The organism is Specibacter sp. NPDC078709 (assembly GCF_040686795.1).
In the GTDB taxonomy this organism is placed as follows: Bacteria; Actinomycetota; Actinomycetes; order Actinomycetales; family Micrococcaceae; genus Specibacter.
In genome coordinates, this window is sequence record NZ_JBFBLU010000005.1 from 165,309 (window position 1) to 189,387 (window position 24,079).

At 61.4% G+C, this 24,079-nt stretch carries 21 protein-coding genes; 8 read left to right on the forward strand and 13 right to left on the reverse strand.

Annotated features, from left to right (window positions below):
• Window positions 1-14: 14 nt before the first annotated feature.
• From AB0P14_RS11230 to AB0P14_RS11240, 3 genes are all read right to left on the reverse strand, one after another.
• Window positions 15-533, reverse strand: coding sequence for a GIY-YIG nuclease family protein (locus AB0P14_RS11230; RefSeq protein WP_363841834.1), 519 nt, complete (start codon window positions 531-533; stop codon window positions 15-17).
• A gap of 150 nt (window positions 534-683) precedes the next feature.
• Complete coding sequence (locus tag AB0P14_RS11235; protein WP_363841836.1) at window positions 684-1,547, reverse strand: hypothetical protein; 864 nt, start codon at window positions 1,545-1,547, stop codon at window positions 684-686.
• A 140-nt stretch (window positions 1,548-1,687) separates the two neighbouring features.
• Window positions 1,688-3,184, reverse strand: a complete 1,497-nt coding sequence (locus AB0P14_RS11240) for a helix-turn-helix domain-containing protein (protein ID WP_363841839.1) — start codon at window positions 3,182-3,184, stop codon at window positions 1,688-1,690.
• A gap of 157 nt (window positions 3,185-3,341) precedes the next feature.
• On the opposite strand from AB0P14_RS11240, the gene aceA reads away from it, so the two are divergent.
• From aceA to AB0P14_RS11260, 4 genes are all read left to right on the forward strand, one after another.
• Entirely contained in the window at window positions 3,342-4,664 is a 1,323-nt protein-coding gene (gene aceA / locus AB0P14_RS11245; RefSeq protein WP_363841842.1) for an isocitrate lyase, read from the forward strand.
• A gap of 125 nt (window positions 4,665-4,789) precedes the next feature.
• Complete coding sequence (gene aceB, locus AB0P14_RS11250; RefSeq protein ID WP_363841845.1) at window positions 4,790-6,439, forward strand: malate synthase A; 1,650 nt, start codon at window positions 4,790-4,792, stop codon at window positions 6,437-6,439.
• 212 nt (window positions 6,440-6,651) lie between these two features.
• Window positions 6,652-7,356, forward strand: coding sequence for a DsbA family oxidoreductase (locus AB0P14_RS11255; RefSeq protein ID WP_363841848.1), 705 nt, complete (start codon window positions 6,652-6,654; stop codon window positions 7,354-7,356).
• 502 nt (window positions 7,357-7,858) lie between these two features.
• On the forward strand, window positions 7,859-8,701 hold the full coding sequence (locus tag AB0P14_RS11260; protein WP_363841850.1) for a trypsin-like peptidase domain-containing protein: 843 nt from the start codon (window positions 7,859-7,861) through the stop codon (window positions 8,699-8,701).
• A 79-nt stretch (window positions 8,702-8,780) separates the two neighbouring features.
• Here the strand turns inward: AB0P14_RS11260 and AB0P14_RS11265 are convergent, their stop codons facing one another.
• From AB0P14_RS11265 to AB0P14_RS11285, 5 genes are all read right to left on the reverse strand, one after another.
• Entirely contained in the window at window positions 8,781-9,620 is an 840-nt protein-coding gene (locus tag AB0P14_RS11265) for a carbohydrate ABC transporter permease (protein ID WP_363841853.1), read from the reverse strand.
• Window positions 9,613-10,587 (reverse strand): sugar ABC transporter permease, encoded by a 975-nt coding sequence (locus tag AB0P14_RS11270; RefSeq protein WP_363841856.1) that lies wholly within the window; start codon window positions 10,585-10,587, stop codon window positions 9,613-9,615. The genes AB0P14_RS11265 and AB0P14_RS11270 overlap by 8 nt, the downstream gene beginning before the upstream one ends.
• Before the next feature lie 136 nt (window positions 10,588-10,723).
• Complete coding sequence (locus AB0P14_RS11275; protein WP_363841859.1) at window positions 10,724-12,028, reverse strand: sugar ABC transporter substrate-binding protein; 1,305 nt, start codon at window positions 12,026-12,028, stop codon at window positions 10,724-10,726.
• Window positions 12,029-12,496: 468 nt separating this feature from the next.
• The gene (locus AB0P14_RS11280; RefSeq protein WP_363841862.1) at window positions 12,497-13,597 is read right to left on the reverse strand and encodes a LacI family DNA-binding transcriptional regulator; all 1,101 of its coding nucleotides are present in this window, start codon (window positions 13,595-13,597) and stop codon (window positions 12,497-12,499) included.
• 5 nt (window positions 13,598-13,602) lie between these two features.
• Window positions 13,603-14,868 (reverse strand): ROK family transcriptional regulator, encoded by a 1,266-nt coding sequence (locus AB0P14_RS11285; RefSeq protein ID WP_363841865.1) that lies wholly within the window; start codon window positions 14,866-14,868, stop codon window positions 13,603-13,605.
• A 138-nt stretch (window positions 14,869-15,006) separates the two neighbouring features.
• On the opposite strand from AB0P14_RS11285, the gene AB0P14_RS11290 reads away from it, so the two are divergent.
• From AB0P14_RS11290 to AB0P14_RS11305, 4 genes are read left to right on the forward strand one after another with little or no spacing between them, the layout of a single operon-like run.
• Window positions 15,007-15,756 carry a sugar phosphate isomerase/epimerase gene (locus tag AB0P14_RS11290; protein ID WP_363841868.1) on the forward strand — a complete coding sequence of 250 codons (750 nt, stop codon included), beginning with the start codon at window positions 15,007-15,009 and terminating at the stop codon, window positions 15,754-15,756.
• Window positions 15,757-15,761: 5 nt separating this feature from the next.
• The gene (locus AB0P14_RS11295) at window positions 15,762-16,868 is read left to right on the forward strand and encodes a Gfo/Idh/MocA family oxidoreductase (protein ID WP_363841871.1); all 1,107 of its coding nucleotides are present in this window, start codon (window positions 15,762-15,764) and stop codon (window positions 16,866-16,868) included.
• Window positions 16,869-16,879: 11 nt separating this feature from the next.
• Window positions 16,880-18,055 carry a Gfo/Idh/MocA family oxidoreductase gene (locus AB0P14_RS11300; protein ID WP_363841874.1) on the forward strand — a complete coding sequence of 392 codons (1,176 nt, stop codon included), beginning with the start codon at window positions 16,880-16,882 and terminating at the stop codon, window positions 18,053-18,055.
• A gap of 4 nt (window positions 18,056-18,059) precedes the next feature.
• Complete coding sequence (locus tag AB0P14_RS11305; RefSeq protein WP_363841877.1) at window positions 18,060-19,061, forward strand: sugar phosphate isomerase/epimerase family protein; 1,002 nt, start codon at window positions 18,060-18,062, stop codon at window positions 19,059-19,061.
• A gap of 78 nt (window positions 19,062-19,139) precedes the next feature.
• Here AB0P14_RS11305 and AB0P14_RS11310 read toward each other — a convergent pair whose 3' ends face one another.
• From AB0P14_RS11310 to AB0P14_RS11330, 5 genes are all read right to left on the reverse strand, one after another.
• Window positions 19,140-19,898 (reverse strand): SDR family oxidoreductase, encoded by a 759-nt coding sequence (locus tag AB0P14_RS11310; RefSeq protein WP_363841880.1) that lies wholly within the window; start codon window positions 19,896-19,898, stop codon window positions 19,140-19,142.
• 76 nt (window positions 19,899-19,974) lie between these two features.
• Window positions 19,975-21,318 carry an MFS transporter gene (locus tag AB0P14_RS11315; protein WP_363841883.1) on the reverse strand — a complete coding sequence of 448 codons (1,344 nt, stop codon included), beginning with the start codon at window positions 21,316-21,318 and terminating at the stop codon, window positions 19,975-19,977.
• Entirely contained in the window at window positions 21,293-22,393 is a 1,101-nt protein-coding gene (locus tag AB0P14_RS11320; RefSeq protein ID WP_363841886.1) for an allophanate hydrolase, read from the reverse strand. The genes AB0P14_RS11315 and AB0P14_RS11320 overlap by 26 nt, the downstream gene beginning before the upstream one ends.
• On the reverse strand, window positions 22,390-23,106 hold the full coding sequence (locus tag AB0P14_RS11325) for a carboxyltransferase domain-containing protein (RefSeq protein WP_363841889.1): 717 nt from the start codon (window positions 23,104-23,106) through the stop codon (window positions 22,390-22,392). The genes AB0P14_RS11320 and AB0P14_RS11325 overlap by 4 nt, the downstream gene beginning before the upstream one ends.
• Before the next feature lies 1 nt (window position 23,107).
• Window positions 23,108-23,896, reverse strand: coding sequence for a 5-oxoprolinase subunit PxpA (locus AB0P14_RS11330; RefSeq protein ID WP_363841892.1), 789 nt, complete (start codon window positions 23,894-23,896; stop codon window positions 23,108-23,110).
• Window positions 23,897-24,079 lie beyond the last annotated feature (183 nt).

Sequence of the window (24,079 nt, forward strand, 5' to 3'; positions counted from 1 at the left end):
ACCCGCAGTGTTTCTTAGCCCTTCTCGCGGAGCGCGTTCCGGTTTGCTTCCGTCGTAGCAGCCGAGACGTACAACTGCTCGGGCGTCAGTCCGTCTCGGTTAAAGGGCGGGCGGAGTTCGGCGCGCATTTCATCTTCCAAGGCGGCAACACGGTCCGCGTCCGCAACCAGGCTAAAGGACGTGCCGAGGTTGCTCACCATCCATGCGCTGAGAAGTTCCTCATCCTTGTCGGTCAGCCGCGGATGCGCGGACCGCCCGTGCCACTGTGCCTGGAGCCCCAGGATGGCGGCTAGCGAACGGCGGAATGTGGACTTTGAAGTTTGCACGTCGTGGTGCCGGGCCCGGCTGCGCAGGTTGGTTGCCCGTCCCACATAGATCAAATCCCCCTTCTTGAGGGGTTTCAATTCGGCGGGCCAGACCACGTTTTTGGGCAGGCCGCCTGTCAGGTAGCACTTGTAGATGCCGGGGCCGAAGGGCATCTCCTGCCACGCGGTTTTGGCGGGCGCAGTCTTTGTCCATTTGAGATCTTCCATGCGTTGACCTTACGGCAATACTGCGGCATTCCGGTTGTCCGGAGTGCCGCAGCCTTGCCGCAAGCGGGGACCGCATCAGCCTCAGGCCTCAAGCGCCACACCTCAGGCCTTAGACCTTAGACCTTAGACCTTAGACCTTAGACCCCAGCCTCAGACCTCGACGAGGTCTTCATCCAGCTCGAATTCCACGGTGGCGAGGATCTCCTGGGTTTGCGGGTTGATCATGACGGCTTCCTCGTCGTCGTCAATCATGATGAATTCGCCCTGTTCGGTGGTGAAGTGCCAGGCCAGAACAGTTTCACCGTTGTGCTCGTAGTTGGGGTCACCCATGGAGATTTTCAGCAGTTCATGACCGGCAACGGCGCAGAGTTCCCGGATGATGAGCTCAAATTCAGGGCCGTTCTCACGCTCTTCCTCCGCCAGACGCTCCTCCATGTCAGGTACCTGTGCCACCCGGTCGGCAATATGTGCGGCAAGTTCCTGCTCCGTCAGAATCAGCAGGCACGGCTGGTTGCGCAGCCAGTCGGCGTTGAGCCCCGTGACGTCCTCGGCCTCGAACAGGTCTTCAAACTCTGCGTCCAGCAATTCCATAGCGGCGGCGCCGTCGGCACGGTGGCCGTCAGCGGCGCCTTCTTCGTTGTCTTCTGCGGGGGCACCGTCCTCGAGATAGTCCTGCAGCTCCGTTTCGGTGAGCAGGTCATAGAGCGCGGCTGACCTGTTGAACAGCTCAAGATGGGCCTTGGCGCCCATGGCTTCAAGTCCTTCGCGGATGTAGCCATCGAGTTCTGCACGGTCTGGCGTCATGAAAACATACTGGGCAAATCCGCCGTCGAGCGCCTGTGTGAGATAGAAGTCAGCAAAGTAGCTGCGCAGGGCGTTCGGTGCGATTTCCTCGGCGTTGAGAAGCGAGCGGTACATTTCGTTGACAACGGAGACGTTGTCGCCGACGACGTCCTCGTTGTTGCCGGCAGCGCCCGCGGCGGTAAGGACAACGGGAATGTGGTGCGTGGTCATGAGAGTTCCTTAGCGTGGAGTCCTTGGTTCAGCTGACCCCTTCACGCTAAGCGGCTTTCCGGACAGCGCCCCCTGCTCCGAGTGAACGTCAGACGAAGAGCTAGGGAACGTTTCACCCTGTGCAGCGCCCGACCTGCTCCCTACTTTCCCTCGTGTGCTGCCAGAAATCTGTACACCTCGGTTTCATCAACACCGGGGAAAGCACCTTGCGGCATGGCCGCCAACAAATGTGAGTTGGCCCTGGTGGACGGCCACGCATTGCCAGCCCACTGTGCCGAAAGATCGGCCGGCGGGCGGCGGCAGCAATCCGGGTCCGGACACCGCGACTGTGAACGCTCCGTGGTTTCCCGCCCGCGAAACCACTTCACATGCTCATACGGCACACCAATGCTCAGCGAATATTCGCCGGAGGAGTGCCGCTCCGTCCGGGCCGTGCACCAATACGTCCCCATCACCGTATCCGTGTACTGGTTGAACGCACGGAACTTATCCGGCACATCAAAAACCGCCCGGGAGGTCCATAACCTGCAAACGGCTTGGCCCTCAATGGCGCCGGTGTGATCGGCCGGGAAGTTCACGCCGTCGTTCTCGTAGGCCTTGTGAATGATCCCGGATTCATGCACCTTCTGGAAGTGAGTGGTGATGCCCAGATGTTCCGTGGCCAAGTTGGTGAAGCGGTGCGCGGCCGTTTCATAGGAGACGGCAAAGGCGTCCCTGATGTCCTCGATGGCCAGCTCCTTGGCCGATTTTGCGGTTTGCAGGAAGTCCACGGTGGCCCGCTCTGGCATAAGCAGCGAGGCCGCAAAATAATTCGTGTACACCCGCTGGCGCAGAAAATCTGCATAGTTGCGCGGCGTCTGATGCCCCAAAACATAGTGCCCCAGCGCCTGCAACAGCACCGATCGCGGGTCGTGGTCGGAGCGCTGGCCATGCGTGAGATAAATTCGGCGATTCTTCAAATCCGTCACAGAACGGGTCGAATGCGGCAAATCCCCCACATAATGCAAGTCAAAACCGAGGTGCTCGGCCACGTCGGCAGCCACGTGATGAGACAGCGGCCCACTGTCATGCCCCACGGCCGTCAGCAGCTCCTGAGCTTGACGTTCAATCTCCGGATAATAGTTGTTGCGTTGACGCATTTCCAGCCGCAACTCATTGTTGGCCCGGCGCGCCTCCTCCGGCGTGGCCGACTGCTCATCGAGGCGCCGTTCCAACTCATGCTGCAACCCCACCAGCGATTCGAGCACTTCGGTGGAAAGCCGCGAACTGACGCGGACGGTGGGCAATCCCAACGACTGATACAGCGGTCCGCGCTGCGCCCTTTCCAACTCAATTTCCAATGCTGCCCGACGGCTGGGCGGCTCGTTCCCCAACAACTGATCAAGCCCGACGCCGAGTGCCCCAGCCAGTGCCTGCAGCAGCCCCAGTTTGGGCTCGCGTTTACCGTTTTCTATCAAGGAAAGTTGCGACGGCGCAGCGCCCACCTTTGCGCCTAAATCATCGAGGGTCAGCCCCAAGGTTTTGCGCAGATGCCGTACCCGCCGGCCCAGGGAAATGATGTCCAATTCAGTGCTTGGGGCGGCTGCCTTGCCACCACCGCCGAGCGATTCGCCTGTGTTCCAGCCCACATTAGTCATTTCTTGAGGATACGTGAAGAACTGCAAATCTTTCCACCACTTTGCTCTAGTAACCCCTTGAAAAGCTCTGAATAGTAGAAATCACGAAGAAGGAACGCAAGATCCCCACCGCTTCACCGTCGAACCGGCAAGATCAAAACCACAAGGAGCTTTCATCATGACTGCAGCATTTGAACCCGCAAAGACGCCGGAACAGATTCGCACCGAAGCCGTTGCCGCCCTCGAACTCGAGTGGGCCGCCAACCCCCGTTGGGAAGGCGTGGAACGTTCCTTCAGCGCAGCAGACGTCATTCAGCTCCGCGGCCGGGTCAATGAGGAACACACCCTGGCCCGCCGCGGCTCCGAAAAGCTGTGGAACCAGCTGACCACTGCGGCACCAGGCGGCTACACCAACGCACTTGGCGCACTCACCGGCAACCAGGCCGTCCAGCAGGTCAAGGCCGGCTTGAAAGCCATCTACCTCTCCGGCTGGCAGGTTGCCGCAGACGCCAACTCCAATGGCAACACCTACCCGGACCAGTCGCTCTACCCCGTTGACTCAGTCCCCAAGGTGGTCCGCCGCATCAACAACGCCCTCCTGCGCTCGGACCAGATTGAATTCTCCGAAGGCCTGCAAACCGTTGAAGACTGGCTGGTCCCGATCGTGGCCGATGCCGAGGCAGGCTTTGGCGGCCCGCTCAACGCCTACGAGCTCATGAAGTCCATGATCACCTCCGGCGCAGCCGGCGTGCACTGGGAAGATCAGCTTGCCAGCGAGAAGAAGTGCGGGCACCTGGGCGGCAAGGTCTTGATCCCCACGGCCCAGCATGTCCGTACGCTGAACGCGGCAAGGCTCGCGGCCGACGTCGCCGGCGTCCCCTCGGTGATCATTGCCCGCACCGACGCCGAGGCAGCCACCCTGATCACCTCGGATGTGGATGAGCGCGATGCGCCGTTCCTCACCGGCGAGCGCACGGCCGAAGGTTTCTACCACGTCAAGAACGGGCTGGAGCCTTCCATCGCCAGGGCCCGCGCCTACGCTCCCCACTCTGACCTCATCTGGATGGAGACCGGAACACCCGACCTGGAGCATGCCAAAAAGTTTGCCGAAGGCGTCAAGTCCGAGTTCCCCGACCAGATGCTTGCCTACAACTGCTCACCGTCGTTCAACTGGAAAAAGCACCTGGACGACGCAACGATCGCCAAGTTCCAACGAGAGCTTGGCGCCATGGGATACACCTTCCAGTTCATCACCTTGGCTGGTTTCCACTCCCTGAACTACTCGATGTTTGATCTTGCCCATGGCTACGCCCGCAACGGCATGAGTTCCTACGTCGAACTGCAGGAGCGTGAATTCGACTCCGAATCCCGCGGCTACACCGCAACCAAGCACCAGCGCGAAGTGGGCACAGGCTACTTCGATCTGGTCGCGACCGCCCTGAACCCGAACAGCGGCACCCTCGCATTGGCTGGTTCCACAGAAGCCCAGCAGTTCCACTAACCCTTTTTGCAGATCGCCTGCGGTTCTCGAGCTTGTCCCCGGTCCTCAAGCTCGTCGAGACCATATTCGCCCCTAGCTCGAGAACCGCAGGCCATGATCGCACTCATTAAACTTGGAGAATTCCCATGAACTCAACGAACAGCCTGAACGGGATCACGTTCAACGGCATCACCCTGACAGCCCCGCCCATCCACCGCCAGGACGAAATCCTCACCCCCGAGGCTCTGGACTTCATTGCAGCACTGAACCGCACCACGACGGCGCGACGCCAAGAGCTGCTCGACGCCCGAAGCACCCGCCGCTCCCAGATTCTCGGCGGTACCGACCCCCGCTACCTGCGCGAAACCTCGGCCATCCGGGAAGATCCCCGCTGGCGCGTCGCTCCCCCGGCTCCCGGGCTGGAGGACCGACGCGTGGAAATCACCGGCCCGGTTGACCGCAAGATGACCATCAATGCCATGAACTCCGGCGCGAAGGTCTGGCTGGCCGACATGGAAGATTCCTCCACGCCCACCTGGGGCAATGTGATCCGCGGCCAACTCAACCTGATCGACGCACTGGAACGCCGCATCGACTTCACCAGCCCCGAGGGCAAGGAGTACAAGTTGGCCCCGCAGGAGGAGCTGCCCACCATCGTGGTCCGCCCCCGCGGCTGGCACCTGCCGGAGAAGCACCTGCTGATCAACGGCAAGCCCATGGCCGGCGGCGTTGTCGACTTCGGCCTGTACTTCTTCCACAACGCCCGCCGGCTGATCGCCCAGGGCAAGGGTCCGTACTTCTACCTGCCGAAGATTGAAAACCACCTCGAGGCACGCCTGTGGAATGACATCTTCATCCAGGCCCAGGACCTGCTCGGCATCCCGCAGGGCACCATCCGCGCAACAGTCCTGATCGAGACCATCACGGCAGCTTTTGAGATGGAGGAAATCCTGTACGAACTGCGCGATCACGCCGCAGGGTTGAACGCGGGACGCTGGGACTACCTGTTCTCCGTCATCAAGAACTTCCGCACCCGTGGCCCGCGCTTCGTGCTCCCGGACCGCAACCAGATCACCATGACGGCCCCGTTCATGCGCGCCTACACCGAACAGCTGGTCCGTGCCTGCCACACCCGCGGCGCCATGGCGATCGGCGGCATGGCGGCCTTTGTGCCCAACCGCCGCGACCCGGAAGCCAACGCCAATGCGATGGCCAAGGTCCGCGCCGACAAAACCCGCGAAGCCAACGACGGCTTCGACGGTTCCTGGGTGGCCCACCCCGACCTGGTCCCCGTGGCCATGGCGGTCTTCGACGAGATCCTCGGCTGGAACCCGAACCAGATCAGCCGCACCCGCGAAGAAGTAGAACTCGATGACCGGGCACTGCTGAACGTCGCTGGCACCCAGGGCAACATCACCGAACAGGGCATCCGCGACAACATCTGGGTCGGCATCCAGTACATTGAATCCTGGCTGCGCGGCCACGGCGCCGTCGCCCTGAACAACCTCATGGAGGACGCCGCCACCGCGGAAATCTCCCGCTCGCAGATCTGGCAGTGGATCCACAGCCAGGCCATCACCGATACCGGCGAACTCATCACCTTCGACTGGGTCACGGAGATGCTCGAGGAGGAATTCGCGCGCCTGCCCCGATTCGAGGGCGACCGTTTCGAGGACGCACTAGAAATCTTCACCGACGTCGCCATGGGCGAGACCTTCCCCGCCTTCCTGACCACCTCGGCCTACGCAAACTACCTGCACGCCGAGCAGCCGGAACGGCAGCTCACGGCAGCATAGATTTGGTTGCCCTCGCCGGATGCGACGCCACTGCAAACCCGAAATCCGGGTGCCGGTGAGGCAGCCTTAATTCCCACCCGCGAAATTCCCGCTCACGAAAAGGAGAGTAGTTGCTGATGTTCACGCCGAACATTAGCAACTACCCTCCTTTCGCGGTGCCATGGTGACGAAATGACAGGAATAACCACCGCCCCGCCCCCGTTACCGCAAGTATGAAGATTGAAATCTGGTCCGACGTGGCCTGCCCCTGGTGCTACATTGGCAAACGCCGTTTTGAAACCGCTCTTGAAGCTTTCCCGCACAAGGATTCCGTGGATGTCCAGTGGCGCAGCTACCAGCTAGACCCCACTCTCCCGGAGCACTATGACGGCACCGAGATCAGCTACCTCAGCGAACGCAAGGGCATGGATCCGGCGCAGGTTGCTGGCATGTTCACGCACGTCACCGAACAGGCTGCGGGCGAAGGCCTCAACTACAAGTTCGACGACGTCGTGGTCGCCAATAGCTTCAACGCCCACCAGCTGCTGCATTTGGCCAAGGCCAATGGCTTGGGTGACGTCGTCAAGGAAGCCCTGCTATCAGGTCACTTTGAGCACGGAGTGGACATTGGTTCACGCGCTGCGCTCGTGAAAATCGGCACGGAGTCCGGCTTGTCCGCCGCTGACATCAACGAAGCACTCGATACTGACAAGTACGCCGATGACGTCCGGGAAGACATTGCCGAGGCTCGTGCCATAGGCGTCACCGGCGTTCCATTCTTTGTCATTGACCGTAAATACGGCATCTCCGGCGCTCAGCCGGCCGAAGTGTTCGGTCAGGCACTGGATCAGGCGTGGCAGGAAGCGAACCCGTTGACTATGGTCTCGGCAAACGGTTCCGACGCCGAAGCGTGCGGCCCGGACGGCTGTGCCCTCTAAGAAAGCTGCGCCCTCTAAGAAACCGGCCCCGGCACACAAATGCCGCCACTCCCGTAGATTGCCGCAAATAGACCCGGCGGCAGTATACGGTAGCGGCGGCATTTTTCGTTTGGCAACATCGAGTGGTGACAATAAGGGGTGACGTAGCATGGGAAGTCATATCGCCGCGGTTGATGCCCTGATCCGAGCACCCCATGAACGTCTCGCCGAATGAGCCACTGAGTGCGCCGACGAACCCTCCGCTAAATTCTCGACCCAACGAATTGCAGGGCAGCAGCTGGTTCCAACAGCTTCCGCTCTCAACAGTGATTGCCGCGGCCGCGGCCCTGGCCCTGATCGCGGGGCTTGCCGGTGGCTGGATCAGTAGCTTGGTGACGCGTCCGGCAGCAACCGCGGCAGCACTGCCGGAACCCGTAACGCCACGGACGTCGCCCAAAGCGTCCTGCCGGGAGTTGTCACAGTCTCCATCAGGAACGGGAATGCCAGTGGCGTGGGCAGCGGTGTGATTGTCCGTAAAGAGGTCTACATCATGACCAATAACCATGTCATTGCGGCGGCTGAGAACGGCGGCACCATTGACGTTTTATTCAGCGACGGGCGCTCCTCCGAAGTTGAGCTGGTGGGACTGGATCCGAAATCGGACCTGGCTGTACTGAAGATGACGGCCGAGAAGGACCTGCCAACTGTTGAACTTGGTAAGTCAGACGATGTCCGGGTGGGCCAACCCGTGGTGGCATTGGGCGCCCCGCTTGGACTCTCCAGCACCGTCACGGCCGGAATCATCAGCGCACTCGGCCGCAACGTTCCAGTTCCCGTTGATGAAGACACCACGGCCATGCTGGCGGGCGCCATCCAAACTGACGCCTCCATCAATCCCGGCAACTCCGGCGGCGCACTGGTTGACTGCAGCGGGAAATTGATCGGCATCAACACGGCCATCGCCACCATCCCCAACGATCTCCAAGTGGCCAGCGGCAGCGTGGGCATTGGCTTTGCCGTCCCCATTGATTTGGCCGCCCGTATCACCGGCCAACTCATTGACACCGGCACCGTCGCCTACCCCTACTTTGGCCTCAGTGCGGTGCCCCTGCCCCCGCGGGCTGCCGAGCTCTTCGGGGTAGATAACGGCCTGTATCTGCAGTCGGTGGCGCCCGGCGGTCCCGCCGCCCAGGCCGGTCTTCAGCCCAGCGATATCGTCACGCTTCTGGACAACCGGCCAGCCACCAGCAACGCGGTCCTCGCCGAAGTCACCCTTACCCGGAAGGCCGGCGACACCGTCGAAGTCACCTACGTGCGAGCCGGAAAAACTTCCACCACCACCCTGACCTTGGGCGCCATCCCTTAAAGAAGAACGACGTCGGCACCTGGGTGAGAAAAACAACTCACCCAAGTGCCGCCGTCGTACGTGTTTCTCTTCTCTTAGATCACTTCACGGCACCAGCGGTGAGGCCGGCGACGAAGTTCTTTTGCAGGAGCAGGAAGCCGATCACGATCGGGATGGAGACCACCACGGAGGCGGCCATGATCTGGTTCCAGTAGACGTTGGTCTGGGTCGAATAGAGCTGCAGACCCACGGCGAGGGTTCGGTTGGCGTCGGTGGTCATGACCGAGGCGAACAGGACCTCTCCCCAACTGGTCATGAAGCTGTAGATGGCGACCGCGACCAGGCCCGGGCGGGCTGTGGGCAAGATGATGGTGAACAGGGTCCGCATGGGACCGCAACCGTCGACCGTTGCGGCCTCATCTAAATCGCGCGGGATGCCGTTGAAATAGCCGGCGAGCATCCAGATGGAGAACGGCAGCGAGAACGTCAGATAGGTGATGATCAGGCCGGCGCGGGTTCCGACCAACTGGACGCCGAAGTTGGTGTTGATGTTCACGAAGATCAGGAACAGCGGCAGCAAAAAGAGCACGCCAGGCAGCATCTGGGTGGAGAGCACTGCTCCGGAGAACAGTGACCGGCCGCGGAAGGTGTAGCGGGACACGGCGTAGGCGGCGAAGATCGCGATGATGAGCGAGAGGATCGTGGCTACGGTCGAGACCACCACGGAGTTCATGAAGTAGTCGGCCAGCGGGACGGTCTTCCACATGTCGATGTAGGGCTGGATGGTCAGCTGTTCGGGCCACCAGGTGAAAGCACCTTGGACATCTTGGAGCGGTTTCAGGCCGGAGATGACCATGACGTAGATGGGGATGATGGTGAAGATACTGAGGGCGGTAATCGTGACGATTCTAAAGATCTTTGTCCCGGTTGTGTCATGCATTGTCTTTCCTCCGGTTCATGAAGAGAACGTAGATTCCGCTAACAACCGAGAGGAAGAGCAGGAGCAGTACCGACATGGCGGCACCCGAGCCGAAGTTCCAGGTCAGGAATGAGGCGTTGTAAATGTGGAAGGAGATCAGATCGCCGGCGGGTGGCTGCGAGCCACCGAAGAGGACGAACGGAGTGTTGAAGTCGTTGAAGGTCCAGAGGAACATCACCAGGACCAGCGACATATTCACCGGACGCAGCAGCGGAAGCGTGATGTTCCACCACTGACGCAGCGGCTTGGCGCCGTCAACGGAGGCAGCCTCGTAGATGTCGGTGGGGACGGACTGGAGCCCAGCCATCAGCATCAAGAAAGCGAAGGGCCAGAGCCGCCAGATGGCAACAATGACGACGGCGGCGAAGGCGTTATCACCGATCAGCCAGAAGGGCTTGTCGCCGGGGAGGCCGAAGGTGTCGAACAAGAGGTGGTTGAGTGCGCCGTTGTCTTTCTGCAGGATGAACTTCCAGGCAATGACGCCGGCATACATGGGCAGAGCGTACGGGATCAGAAAAAGTGTGCGGAAGACTGCGCGTCCGGGGAAAACCTTTTGCAGCGCTACGGCCGCGGCCATACCCAGCAACCACGAGAATCCGACGACGAGAATGGTGAAGGCTACGGTGATCCCGAAGGATTTCAGCAGCCCTGCCCCGATGGCGGAGTTGAAGTCGAGGGCCACCTCGTAGTTCTTGAAGCCAATGACCGGGGCGTTGCCCCAGTTGGAAATGTACATTTTGGTGAGCTTAAGGAAGCTCATCCAAATGCCGGTCACCATGGGAACAATGTGGATGACGAGTTCAAAGATGACGGCGGGGGCCAGCAGCGCGTATGGCAGCCACCAGCCGGCACGACGAGGCTTGCGCTCTCTCCGTCCGGCTGCCCCGGCGGAGTGGCCGGAATTCTTTACGGCGGTGGAAGCAGACACTGTTCGACACTCACCTTTCATGGAAAATTGAAGTATTGAAGAGGCGGATCGTTGAGTTCACCCTGCGTTGGGTTCAACCCCGCGGGGCCCAGTTGCGGGTCGGGGTTAGCGACCCGCAACTGGGGAGCAGGTGGGGTTAGCCCGCTGCTTCGACTGCCTGCTGTGCTGTTTCCAGTGCCTTCTTGATGTCATCCTTGCTGACCGTGCCACCGGAGGCGACGGTTGCGAACATCTGGTTCATGGCCTTACCGACAGTGCTTTCAAACTGGTCTTCACCCGGTACCAGGGGAAGCGGCTTGGACCGGTTCTCGTAGATGTCAGAGAACGTCTTGGCCAGTTCCGTGTCAGTGGTGAAGGTGGGGGTCACACCGGTGAGGACCGGCAGGGTCGCGAAGGACTTGCCGAGTTCAGCCTGTGTGGCTTCGCTGGTCATGAACTTCACGAACTCCAGTGCGGAGTCCTTGTTCTTGGTGTTCTTGAAGATGGACATGTTGATACCAGCAACCATGGTGGCGATGTCCTTGCCACCCTCCGGTGCCGGGAAGGCAACTACGCCGAAAGCGTCATCTTTCATACCCTGTGAAGCGATGGAGCTGTTGGCGTTGTTCTGGCTGATGACCATGGCTGCCTTGCCGTTGGCGAAATCATTGATGGCCTGGGTGCCGTTGTCGTACTGGGCGTTGCCCGCGTCAACAACTTTGTCTGCCTGCATCAGGTCAACATAGCGAGCGATGCCGTCGACAATTCCGTCCTGTGTGAAGGTGGGCTTGCCGTCGGCATCGAAGAACTCAGCGTCATTCTGGGCCGCGTTAATAAATGCGAAGTGTGAGTTCTCCGTGTAACTGCCAGCAGCCAAGGTCATTCCGTGGACGTCACCGGTGGTCAGCTTCTTGGCGGCTGCAACCATTTCTTCCCATGAGGTGGGAGGGGTGAGGCCGGCATCCTTGAACATTGCCTTGTTGTAGTACAGGCCGTAGGACAGACCGTAGAGCGGGACCGAGGTGGGGTCTTGGCCGGGCATGCCACCGGTGTCCATGGCGGTCTTGACGAACTTGTCCTTGCCACCAATGGCGGTGAAGGCTGCATCGTCAAACGGCAGGAATGCTCCGGTGGACTGCAGTGACGCGGCCCAGGTGTTACCGATGTTCAATACATCCGGTGCTTGGCCGGAGGTGACGGCCGTCTGGATGCGGGTCTGGAGATCGTTCCAACCAATGACTTCAAGGTTGACCTTGATGCCGGTTTCGTCCTCGAACTTCTTCAGCTGCGGGGTCAGGACTTCTTTATCGTTATCCACACTGGTGCCCTGGTTGCTGGCCCAGTAAGTGATGGATTTCCCACCTGCATCGGTGGATTCACTGCCGGTGCCGCCGCTGCAGCCGGTGGCTGTAATGGCGAGTGCTGCGATGGCCGCTACTGCGGCAAAAGTACGTCTTTTCACTTCCGTGACTTCCTTGTCTGTGTGGAAATTGTTCGTAAAACCCGAGGTGTGGGAGCTTTTCAGACTCGCGCTGCTCGACGTTGAACCAAACCTAGATGAACTTATGCCGAGCGTCAATCAAAAGTCAGAAAATGTTTGAAATAATATTGACTCGTGACCTCACCGAAAGCTTCAGTCCCCGGCAGGGAGTGAATGAATTTTCCCGCTTGAAGCTTAGAAATCCCCTAGATCACGGGAAACTTCCGCCGCAAAAGGTCATGTAACCACCATAACTGAACCGGTTCAGTAGAGGTCACTTGTTATCAATCCGTTATAAGTTTTTTGGATATCGCCCCACCAAAGTTGACGGGCAGGACGGCGGCAATTCAAGCCTGTTCAGGCAGGACACAGGGGAATCCGAGGCTGGGCAGGTGGAGGATCAAGCCGGCTGCAGCTAGCACCCACTAGCCCGGACCGGCGAGGAATCCGCTAGAACGGGTTGCGGCCCAGACTTTCGCGTACCTGCAGGAGGCCAGGGGCAGCCTCAATGTTGCGTGATTCGTGGCCGGAAATCAGTTCCATCAACAGCTGGGCAGAGTTCCGCCCAAGGTCAGACACGCTACGTCCCAAAGCTGCCAGACCAGGAGAGCTCACCCGGCACAGAATTGAGTCATCCCAACTGACCACCGAAACTTGCTCAGGGACACGCAGTTTCAGCCGTTGGAGAGCCTGCAAGCCACCCACCGCCATGAGGTCATTGCCATAGATGATTGCCGTGGGGAAATCAGGGGACCCCGGGGCCAACCCGGCCATGACAGCAACAGTGGCGGTGCCGCCGTCGTCCGCGGAATAATCTGAGGGGCACAGCACCACGGTCATGCCCAGACGCGCAGCATGTGCGCTGATGTGCTCGGTCTTTCGCTCCTCATGCAGGAGATCCACCGGTCCGGAAATGAAGGCGACATGCCGGTGCCCGCGCTCATGCAGAGCCTCCACCACGGTGGCCGCGTCCGTCGCCTGCGAGACGGTGACATTGGAGTTTCGAGCCGCAGGCAACACTTCAGTTCCAGCTCCCAAGCGCACAAAGGGCATCCTGAAACGATTGAGTAAGGGCGGGCGGGGATCGTCTCGGACATGGTCAAAGAGGATGACCCCGTCGACCCGCCCCTCCCCCGCCCAGCGCTCGTAGACGGCGAGGTCGCGGCTGCGCGAATCCGGCACTGTGAGGGGGTTGACCATGCGCAGCATCAGGCTCATGTCGTGGGCGCCGAGGACCCCTTCGATTCCGGCCAAAATGCTCATGTAGAACGGTTCCGCACCAATTTGTACGGGATCGCGGAATAGCACAATGCCAACCGCATCACTACGAGATTGCGAGAGGGCCCGGGCGCTGGAGCTGGGGTACCAGCCAAGCTCGCCAGCCAGCGCCAGCACGCGTGCCCTCGTGGTTTCACTGACGCCGGACTGGCCGTTGAGGGCATAAGAAACCGAGGCTTTGGAGATGCCCAATCTGGTAGCGAGGTCGCTGATCGTGACCTTGCCCGCCTGCGGCTTGCCGGGCTGCGGATTACCAGCCTGCGGGGCGTCCACGCCACTCATCCTTGAGAATGGGCGGCGACGATCCGCTCAACCGACGCTGGAGCCAGGATATGGTCAATCACCATTCGGCCCGCACCTAGTACGCCGGCGTGGTCCCCGGCCATTGACTGGACGATCCGTAGCCGCGCTGTAGCCAGCGGCAAGGAGCGTTGGTATACGATCTCGCGTACGCCGGCCATTAGATATTCGCCGGCCGAGGACAGTCCGCCGCCAATGACTATCACGGAAGGATTGAGCAAGTTTACGGACGCCGCCAGGACATCCCCCACGTCCCGTCCGGCCTGGCGCATGGCGTGAATGGCGACCAGATTTCCCCTGCGCGCCAACTCCAAAACATCCTCGCCGCTGTGCGCTGGAACGCCGCCAGCCGAGAGCGCTGCGGCCACGGCCGGCCCCGACGCCATGGCTTCCAAACAGCCGTAGTTACCGCAGCGACACAGCACCTCACCGCCACGGGGGACCCGCACATGGCCGATGTCGCCGGCCGTGCCATCGGCGCCGCGCTGTAACCGCCCGCCGCTAATAATGCCCGCACCAATGCCTGTGGCAACCTTGACAAAGAGCAGGTCCTGAGCATCCGGCCAGTAGTGAGCGCGCTCCCCCAAAGCCATAATATTTACGTCGTTATCCACCAGCACATCGGTGGGGAACCGTTGCTGTACGTAGGCCGGCACATCAAAACCATCCCACCCAGGCATGATAGGTGGGCTGGCAGGCCGTCCAGTGGAATGTTCCACGGGCCCGGGAAGGCCAATGCCAATGCCTACGAGTTCCCTTTCGTGGCGTCCGGCCGTGGCAAAAACTTGCGCGCACTGCTCCAACACCGCATCCAGCACCTCGGTGGGCCCCAACGCAATATCAATCGAGGTCCGCAACTCGCTCAGCACCCGCCCACCAAGATCTGTCAGCGCAATGAGCACATGGGTGGCCCCGATATCCACGGCTAGGATGACGCGGGCTGAGGGGTGAAAAGCAAAGCGCGACGGCGGACGCCCACCTGAGGAGATCGCCTCACCAGCCGGACCAATCAACCCTGCAGCAGTGAGCGCGTCAATGCGGGCGGCAACAGTTGAACGGGCCAACCCCGTGACCTCTGCAAGTTCCGCTCGGGTACGCGCCTGCCCGTCTCGCAGGATTTGGAAAACATCTCCTGCTCGTGAATGTCCGAATTTTTCCTGAGCGCGCGACGCTGCTCCATCGCTGCTGGCTGCTGCGCCGACGACAGGGTTGCGTGGGGCTTGCTGGAGTGGTGTCTTTGGCATTCCCAATAAATAACACATGCACTTCCATCTGTCACAATCTAAAGCTATACGGGTTAGCCATTAACTTTTGCTTGACGCTCGGCATAAGTTCCCCTAAGTTGAGTCTTGAACACACTTTCATGCCTTCAAGGAGTTTCAATGACGTATTCCCTTCAGCTGTACACCGTCCGCAAGCCCCTTGAAGAAGACTTGCCCGGAACCATTGCCCGCGTCGCCGAGCTGGGGTTCACCCACGTTGAGCCGTACAACTTCGTCGCCACCGCCGATGCCCTCGCTGCCGCGTTCACCGAGCACGGCATCACCGCACCCTCTGGCCACGCGCCCTTGCTCAGTGCCGATCAGGACGAGATCTTCGCTGCGGCCAAGAAGCTGGGCATCACTACCGTGATCGATCCGTTCATTCCCGCCGATCGCTGGCAAACTGCCGAGGACGTGCAGAAGATCGCCGAGGGCCTCAACGCTGCTGCCAAGAAGGGTGCCGAATACGGCATCCGCGTGGGTTACCACAACCACCAGTGGGAGTTGGAGTCCACGATCAACGGCACCACGGCACTGCAGTACTTTGAAACACTGCTGGATCCGGAACTCATCCTAGAAGTGGACACCTACTGGGTGTCCGTGGGCGGCGCCAACGCCGTTGACCTGCTGACCAGTTTGGGCGAGCGCGTAAAGTTCATCCACATCAAGGACGGCCCGATCTCGACCGACACGAAGGCCCAGCTGCCAGCCGGCCAGGGGCAGGTCCCGGTCTGGGATGTCATTGAAGCAGCTAAGTCACTGGAAGTTGGCGTGGTGGAATTCGATGACTACGCCGGCGACATCTTCGAGGGCATCGCCGCAAGCCTTGCCTTCCTCAACGCCGGAAACATTAACGCCGGAAAGGCCTAATCACCATGGCAAAAACAGGACCCGTCGGCATTGCCTTCATTGGCGCCGGCAACATCAGCAAGCAGTACCTGGACAACCTGACCACGTTCCCTGACGTGAAGGTGCTGGTCATCGCCGACCTCTTCGAAGAAGCAGCAGCCGCGCGCGCCGCTGAATACGGTGTTGAAATTTCCGGCGGCGTCGATGTGGCGCTCAACCACCCCGACGTTGAAATCATCGTCAACTTGACCATCCCGGCCGCCCACGTGGAAGTTGCCACGGCAGCCGTCCGTGCAGGCAAGCATGTCTGGACGGAAAAGCCGTTCTCCCTCGATCGGGAAAGTGGCTTGGGCCTGCTCAAAGAAGCAGACGCTGCTGGCGTTCGGCTCGGCTGCGCACCCGACACCTTCCTTGGTGCAGGGCTGCAGACGGCTCGCCGCCTGATCGACAGCGGAGCCATTGGCACCCCGCTGACGGCACTGACCATGTTCCAGTCCCCCGGCCCGGAGTCCTGGCACCCGAACCCCGCATTCCTGTTCCAGGAAGGGGCTGGCCCGCTCTTTGATATGGCGCCGTACTACCTGACCACACTGGTGCAGGCCTTCGGTCCGCTTTCCAAGGTGGCTGCCATGGGCAACACCGCGTTCCCCACCCGCACCATTGGCTCGGGCCCGAAGGAAGGCGAGGTGTTCGACGTCGAGGTTCCCACTCACGTCAGCGCCATCGCCCAGTTCGAATCCGGCGCCTCCTCGCACAGCGTCTTCAGCTTTGAATCCCCGCGGCCGCGCATGGGATTTGTGGAGATCACCGGTACCGAAGGCACCATTTCACTGCCGGATCCGAACAACTTCGACGGCGACATCCAGCTCTTCAAGAGCGGCGATGAAGACTGGAGAACCGTCCCCGCAGAAGGACCGGACCATGGCCGCGGCTTGGGCGTGCTGGACATGGCACGCTCCATCCGCGCCGGCGTTCCGCACCGCGCCACCGGCGAACTGGCGTACCACATCCTGGATGCCATGGTCTCGATCACGGAGTCCGTCAACAGCGGAGAGTTCGTCGATGTTGCCAGCTCCGCCCCGAGCTCCGAGGCAGTGCCCGTTGACTGGGCACCCACCGCCGCAACCCTCTAGGAATCACGATCATGACCTCCCCTCAATCACCGGCCGCCCGTCCGCTCGGCGTGGCTGCCATCGGCTACGCCTTCATGGGGCAGGCCCACTCGAACGCGTGGCGCACCGTGGCCAACCACTTCGACGTCCCTGACTTCGAACAAAAGGTCTTGGTGGGCCGGGACGCCGTAGCCGTTGCTGCCGCCGCAAAGAAGTATGGCTGGAGCGAATCGGCCACCGATTGGCGGGAGGTCATTGCCCGCGATGACATCGACATTGTGGACATCTGCGCCCCCGGCTGGCTGCACGCTGAAATTGCGACGGCGGCACTCGCCGCAGGCAAGCACGTGCTCGTGGAGAAGCCACTGGCTAACTCCATGTCCGAATCCCAATCCATGGTGGCCGCCGCGCAGGCCGCCCGTGCGCAAGGCGTCCGCTCCATGGTGGGGTTCAACTACCGCCGCATCCCGGCGCTGGCCTTGGCTCGCAAGCTCATCGCAGATGGTGAGCTGGGCAGCATCCGTCAGGTCCGCGCGTCGTACTTGCAGGACTGGCTGGCCGACAGCGAATCCCCCATGACCTGGCGGCTGCGCAAGGAAACGGCGGGCTCAGGCGCGCTAGGCGACATCGCATCGCACGCCATCGATCAGGTCCAGTACCTGCTCGGCGACACCGTTACCGAAGTCTCCGGCAAGCTGCACACCTTCACCACCGAGCGTCCTGGTCCCGATGGTCCTGAAGCTGTCACGGTCGACGACGCAGCCTGGGCCACGCTGTCCATGGCGAGTGGCGCCGTGGCCAGCGTAGATGTTTCGCGCGTGGCGCTGGGACAGAAGAACGCCCTCCGCGTGGAGGTTTATGGCACCGCCGGGGCGCTGACGTTCAACTTAGAAAACCCCAATGAGCTGTTCTTCCTCAACGGCAGCGAGCCCGTTGAGGTTCAGGGCTTTAGACGTATTCTCGTCACCGAACCCGAGCACCCTTATATTTCCGGTTGGTGGCCGCAGGGGCACGTGATTGGCTGGGAGCACAGTTTCACGCATCAGATCCGCGACTTCCTGCTGAACATCTCCACGGGAACCGACCCGTCGCCGTCGTTCGAGGAAGGGTACGGTGTGCAGCAGGTCTTGGCCGCCATCGAGGCCTCCTCGGCAGCTGGCGGAACCACCGTCGCCATCCCCCAACTCATCACCACCTCAAAGGACTGAACGCATGAGCCGCCCATACACCTTGTTCACCGGCCAGTGGGCCGATCTCCCGCTCGAAGAAGTGGCCAAACTGGCTTCCGAATGGGGCTACGAAGGCCTGGAAATTGCCTGCTCGGGCGATCACTTGGATCCGTGGCGTTGGGATGAGCCCGGCTATGTTGCCGGCAAGCTCGCCATGCTCGAAAGCTACGGCCTGAAGGTCTGGGCCATCTCCAACCACCTCAAGGGCCAGGCCGTGTGCGATGACCCCATCGATTTCCGCCACCAGGCAATTGTGGGGTCGAAGGTGTGGGGCGACGGCGATCCCGAGGGCGTGCGCCAGCGGGCCGCCGAGGAAATGAAGCACACGGCCCGCCTCGCGCAGGCCTTGGGCGTTTCGACGGTGGTCGGCTTCACCGGTTCCTCGATCTGGCAGTACGTAGCCATGTTCCCACCCGTTCCGGAATCCGTAATTGAGGCCGGGTACCAAGACTTCGCGGACCGCTGGAACCCCATCCTGGACGTCTTTGACGAATGTGGTGTGCGCTTCGCCCACGAGGTTCACCCCTCAGAAATCGCCTACGACTACTGGACCACCGTGCGCACGCTGGAGGCCATTGGCCACCGCCCCGCGTTTGGCTTGAACTGGGATCCCTCCCACTTCATGTGGCAGGGCATTGACCCGGTCTCCTTCATCTGGGACTTCAAGGACCGGATCTACCACGTGGACTGCAAAGATACGAAGCTGCGCCCCACCGGCCGCAACACCGTCATGGGCTCTCACCTGCCGTGGGGAGATCCGCGCCGCGGCTGGGACTTCGTCTCGGCGGGCCGGGGCGATGTGCCCTGGGAATCCTCCTTCCGCGCCCTGACGGCCATTGGCTACGGCGGGCCCATCTCCATCGAGTGGGAAGACGCCGGCATGGACCGCCTGCAGGGCGCTCCCGAAGCGTTGGCCGCCCTGAAGAAGTTCGACTTTGCCCCGTCCGAGCTGTCCTTCGACGCCGCCTTCAGCAACCAAGACTGATCCTTTTTCAGGTACGACGGCGGCACCCGGGTGAGTTTGTCTCACTCACCCGGGTGCCGCCGTCGTTCTATTTTTTTCTTAGGCGGCTTTCCGGCGGTCAAAAGTGAGGCCGCCGGGAACCTGGAAGGTGGGCATGAGTTCCAGCATGCCCACGTTGACGTGGCGTGGAGTCTCAACGGCGTAGTCCACGGCGTTGACAATATCGTCCGTGGTGAGGGATTCGTATCCTTCGTAGTACGTCTCCCACGCCTCCTGCATGGCCTCCTGCGAGCCGCCCATGTTGCGTCCGAAAATCTCAGTCTCAACCCGTCCGGGGCAGATCTCCGTGACTCGGATCCGCTTGCCCATGGTGTCGTTGCGCAGCTGTCGCGAAACCTGGTGAACGGCAGCCTTGGTGGCGTGGTAAGCGGTGTGGCCGAAGAAGTTGTAGAGACCGGCGATGGAGCTGATGTTGACGATGTGGCCGAGGTCCCGCTCCACCATGCCCGGCAGGACCAGGCGTGTCAGTTGCAGCAGGCCGCGGAGGTTGACGTCTATGAGCTCGTCAATGTCGCTTTCCGACGAGGTGAGGATGTTTCCGGGCCGCGAGACACCGGCACAGTTGACCAGGACGTCAAGCTTCAGCTCCGACACCATGGCGGTCAGCGCAGCGGTGTCGGTCAGGTCGAGGACATGCGGGATGGCGCCTGTCCGGTCGGCCAGTTCAGCGAGCCGTTCCTCATTGCGGGCCACCGCGTGGACAGTCAAGCCCCGCTTGACCAGGCGCTCGGTGATTGCTGCGCCCATCCCTGTTGAAGCCCCCGTGACCAGAGCTGTTGAGTAGTCTGAAAATGACATGGTTGTCTCCCAATGTGTGAAGTGAATGGTCTATTTGCTGCTCGGTGGATGACTGTTGGACTGTCTGCCGTGGTGCTTATTCGTCGCGCAGCGGCAGGTGGGCCCTGTCTTGGACCGTACTGACTGCCAGCAGGGTCCCCAGTGCGGTGATGACCGCGTAGAAGGCTGGCATGTAGATGTTTCCTGTGGAGGAAATGAGCCAGGTCATCAGCAATGGCGCCGTTCCGCCGAAAAGTGCCGAAGACACGTTGTAGCCCAGACCGTAGGCCGAGTACCGGACCCGCGTCGGGAAAAGTTCCACGATCAGGATGTGGATGACGGCGGTGTGCCCGGAGAATGCGACAGCCATGATGCAGGCGCCCAGGACGGCCAGCCCCATTTGCCCCGTGGCGATGAGCGCATAGGACGGGATGCCCACAATTGCCATGGCAATGGCTGATCCTGCAATGACCTTCTTGCGGCCGATCCGGTCCGAAAGACTGCCCATGAAAGGGATTGCAATGCAGATGACCACCAGGCTGCAGGCCGTAACCAGAAGCGCCTCGCCTATGCCAAAGTTGATTTGTTCACCCTTGAGGAACGTTGGCATGAAGGAGAACAGGACGTAGTATCCGGAGCCGTTCATGAGGGGAATGAACAGTGCCAGCAGCATCGCCCGGCGGTGCACGGGCGTGGCGAAGGCTTCCTTCAACGGGTTCTTGGACAGCCCGCCTTCCTCTTTGAGCTTCTCAAAGTTGGGGGTGTCGGTGATCGACTTCCTGATGTACCAGCCGATGAAGCCCATGGGGATGGCGACCAGGAACGGGATGCGCCAGGCAAACGAGCCAAACCCGCCTCCGTTGATGGCCTCCTCGGTGAGCCACGGTGACATGGAGTAGGCCACCAGGGTCCCGGTGAGGAGTGCGGCAAAGGAGGCGATCTGGGCATACGAGGTGATGATGCCGCGTTTGCCCTCAGGAGCGTGTTCGGCCAGGAACGTCATGGCACCGGCCGACTCGCCGCCAACCGAGAAGCCCTGGAGCAGGCGCAGGGTGACCAGCAGGATGGGTGCCGCAATTCCGATGGCTGCATAGTCCGGCAGCATCCCGATGCCGGCAGTGGCCACACTGATCAACAGTATGACAAAGACCAGGAGGCGCTGGCGCCCGATCCGGTCGCCAAGGTAGCCGCAGACGATGGCGCCCAGTGGGCGGACTAGGAAAGAAATGGCATAACCGGCAAAAACAAACAACAAAGCGTTGTCAGGGTTGCCCGGTGCGAGGAAGACCAGGGCCAGGGTGCCGGCCATGAAGGCGAAGATGCCGTTGTCGTAAAGCTCGACAAAAATACCTACGCACCCGGCGGTGACAACCTTCCGGGTTTGCGCCGCATTGAGTGGCGCCTTGTCCGCGCTTTCAGCACGCATTGTTGTGCTTGACATCTATGTTCCTCATTGACTTCATGGACGGGCCAGGGCTTGGTTTTTCCTTGCCGCAGGCCGTTTGGGTGTTCACCAAAAGGTGCGTTTCGTTCTCGCTGGCATCGCTCTCCAGACCGAGCAGACCGAAGACTGTGCCGATCCGGGTCCGCAGTTTGTCCAGTTCCCGCATGGCGGACCGGTAGTTGGCGCTCGCTTCGGCAACCGTGGTGTGGCGAAAGGTGACGAGATGTCCCGGCCGCGCCTGGGCCAGGGTGTCGAGTGAAAGACTTGTTACCACTGCCATCACCGGATACCCCGCGGTCACTCCACGCCCGCGGTGCAGTACCAGCAGTTCTTCCCGTGACGGAACCTCGACGGCGCCCACGGGCACGCCGCGTGAGAGCACCTCGGAGTTCAGCTGCCGCTCGGGCAGGTCTCCGCGGAGCCTGAGCCCGATGTGGTTGCTGCGGTCACCGACAGTGTAGGTACCGGTGAACAATTTCTGGGCTGTTTCACCAAACTCCTCGATGTCCGGGCCGTCTGTCACATCGATGACCGGGTGGGTGCTGATGCAGGGCCTGGACAGCCCCAGCCGGAACAGGGGCAGGTCAAAGTAGGGCTGGCGGATGGGGCGTACGCTCCTCCGCGTGGTCAGCGAGTCCCCTTCCATGAGCCTGCGGCCGAACCCGACCACCGTGTCGGGTGCGCAACTGCCCAGGAGCGTGGGTGTTTCGACCGAGCCGTGGACTGCAAGGTAGGCACGCAGGCCGCCTGCCATGGTGCGGATGGAAATGATTTCCCCCGCCGCCACCGAGACTGGCTCCCACTGTGGGCATTCCCTGCCGCCCACGGTAAGTGTCACGGACGCGCCTGTCACGGATATCAGGATGTCCGTGGTGCTGCGCAGTCGGACATCCAAGGCGGTGATTTCCAGCAGCGGTTCGCTGTCCCTGTTGCCCACAAGGATGTTCGCTGCACGTGCGGAAAATTGGTCAAGGGCTCCGTTGACAGGCAGGCCGTAGCGCGGGCCGCGGACACGGCCAAGGTCGGTGACAACACAGTGGCCGCCTTGTTGAACCAGAAGTTTCCCAGTCATTGCCAAGCCTCCAGCAGTTGTCCGACATAGCGTGTGAAATCCTCAGCTGAAATCCGGCGAAAGCGCAGGACATCCCCGGGCAGGTACGGCACAAGCGGTTCCCTGGAAGCCTCAAGGAGAGTCAGGGGTGTCTGCCCGATCACGCACCAGCCGCCTGGGGCGGAAGCCGGCGCGATGACCGCCTGCCGGCCGGCAACCGAGACGGCTCCTGCCGGCACAGATACGCGTGGATCCTTCAGCCGGGGAACCGGCAGGGGAAAGTCGGGACCGTCCATCATGGGAGAACCGGCTGGCGCGCCAAGGCACCGGATTACGTATGATTTGGCGGTGTGAATGCGGATGACTTCCTCGATGTCCAGGCCCTCGTGGTCAGCCACGCGTTCCAAGTCCGGTCCGAACTCACCCCCGTAGGCCACAGGAACCTCAAATTGCTGCGGGGCCCGGGACGTGGCGCCCACGAAATCGATCTGTCGCATGGCCATAAGCACGATGGCCCGGACCTGGCGTGCCGAGGTGAGGTAGGCGTCGAACTCGACCAGCACTGAATCATAGGTGGGGACTGCCCCGTGGATGCCCTCCATGCCTGACGAGTCGAGCCAGCCCGCCAGTGCATGGACTGTCTGCCAGTCACGTTCCCGGTCGCCTGTGGCGGCAACGATGCGCAGTGCCGCGTCACCTGCTTCGTGCACCTCGACGGTGGTGGTGGATCCCATGTCAGGCCACCGTGTGCTTGTTCTCAAGGACCTCGCGGAGCGGAGCAATGCGCACGCCGGCACTCGTCAATTCAGTGCGAATAAGCCGGGCAAGGTCCACGGCGCCCGGGTTGTCTCCGTGCAGCAGGACGGTGTCGGCGGCGATCGGGATGTCGGTCCCGTCCACGGCCCGGATGAGTCCTTCGCAGACCATTCGAATGGTCCGGTCCACAATCGTCTTCGCGTCGTGGATGACTGCACCGGGCTGGCTGCGAGGCACCAGCGTGCCGTCCGGCTTGTAGGCGCGATCGATGATTCCGACAATTCCGATCGGCAGGCCGCGCTCTGAACCCGCGGTGGAGAGCTCGCCGTCCTGCGCCACCAGGATGAGGTCCGGGCGGACAGCGGCGGCGGCGTCGGCCACCGCTGCCGCGTAGTCCGCCCTGGTGGCCACGAGGTTGCCTAGGCGTCCGTGAGGTGCAATGTGGGACACTTCGGTCCCATGGTAAGCGGCGAAGCCGTTCAGGGCTCCGAGCTGGTAAAGGACATCGTTGCGGACTTCGTCAGCGGCCAGCTCCATGGCGCGGCGGCCAAAGCCTCTGAGGTCGGGGAAGCTCGGGTGCGCACCAATACTGACTCCGCGGCGGACGCATTCGGCCACTGTGGCGTCCATGATGTCGGGGTCCCCGGCATGAAATCCGCAGGCGATGTTGGCGCTGGTGACGATGTCGAGCAGCGCCTTGTCGTCCCCCATGGACCAGGCGCCGAATCCTTCGCCGAGGTCTGCGACAAGATCAATTGTGGGGCCCATTGCTGCCTTCCTTAGTTCATAAGTTTCGTTCAATGCCCGGAACCGTTTCCCTGGCTACTTGCCTTTGAGTCTGTCACCGAGAGATGGCTCACACAAAGACCTAAAAACTGTCATGCGACAGCTTCGGCTTATGGCCCACGACACGGGACTCGCAGGTGCGGGCGGCCTGCCCGCACCCGCTAT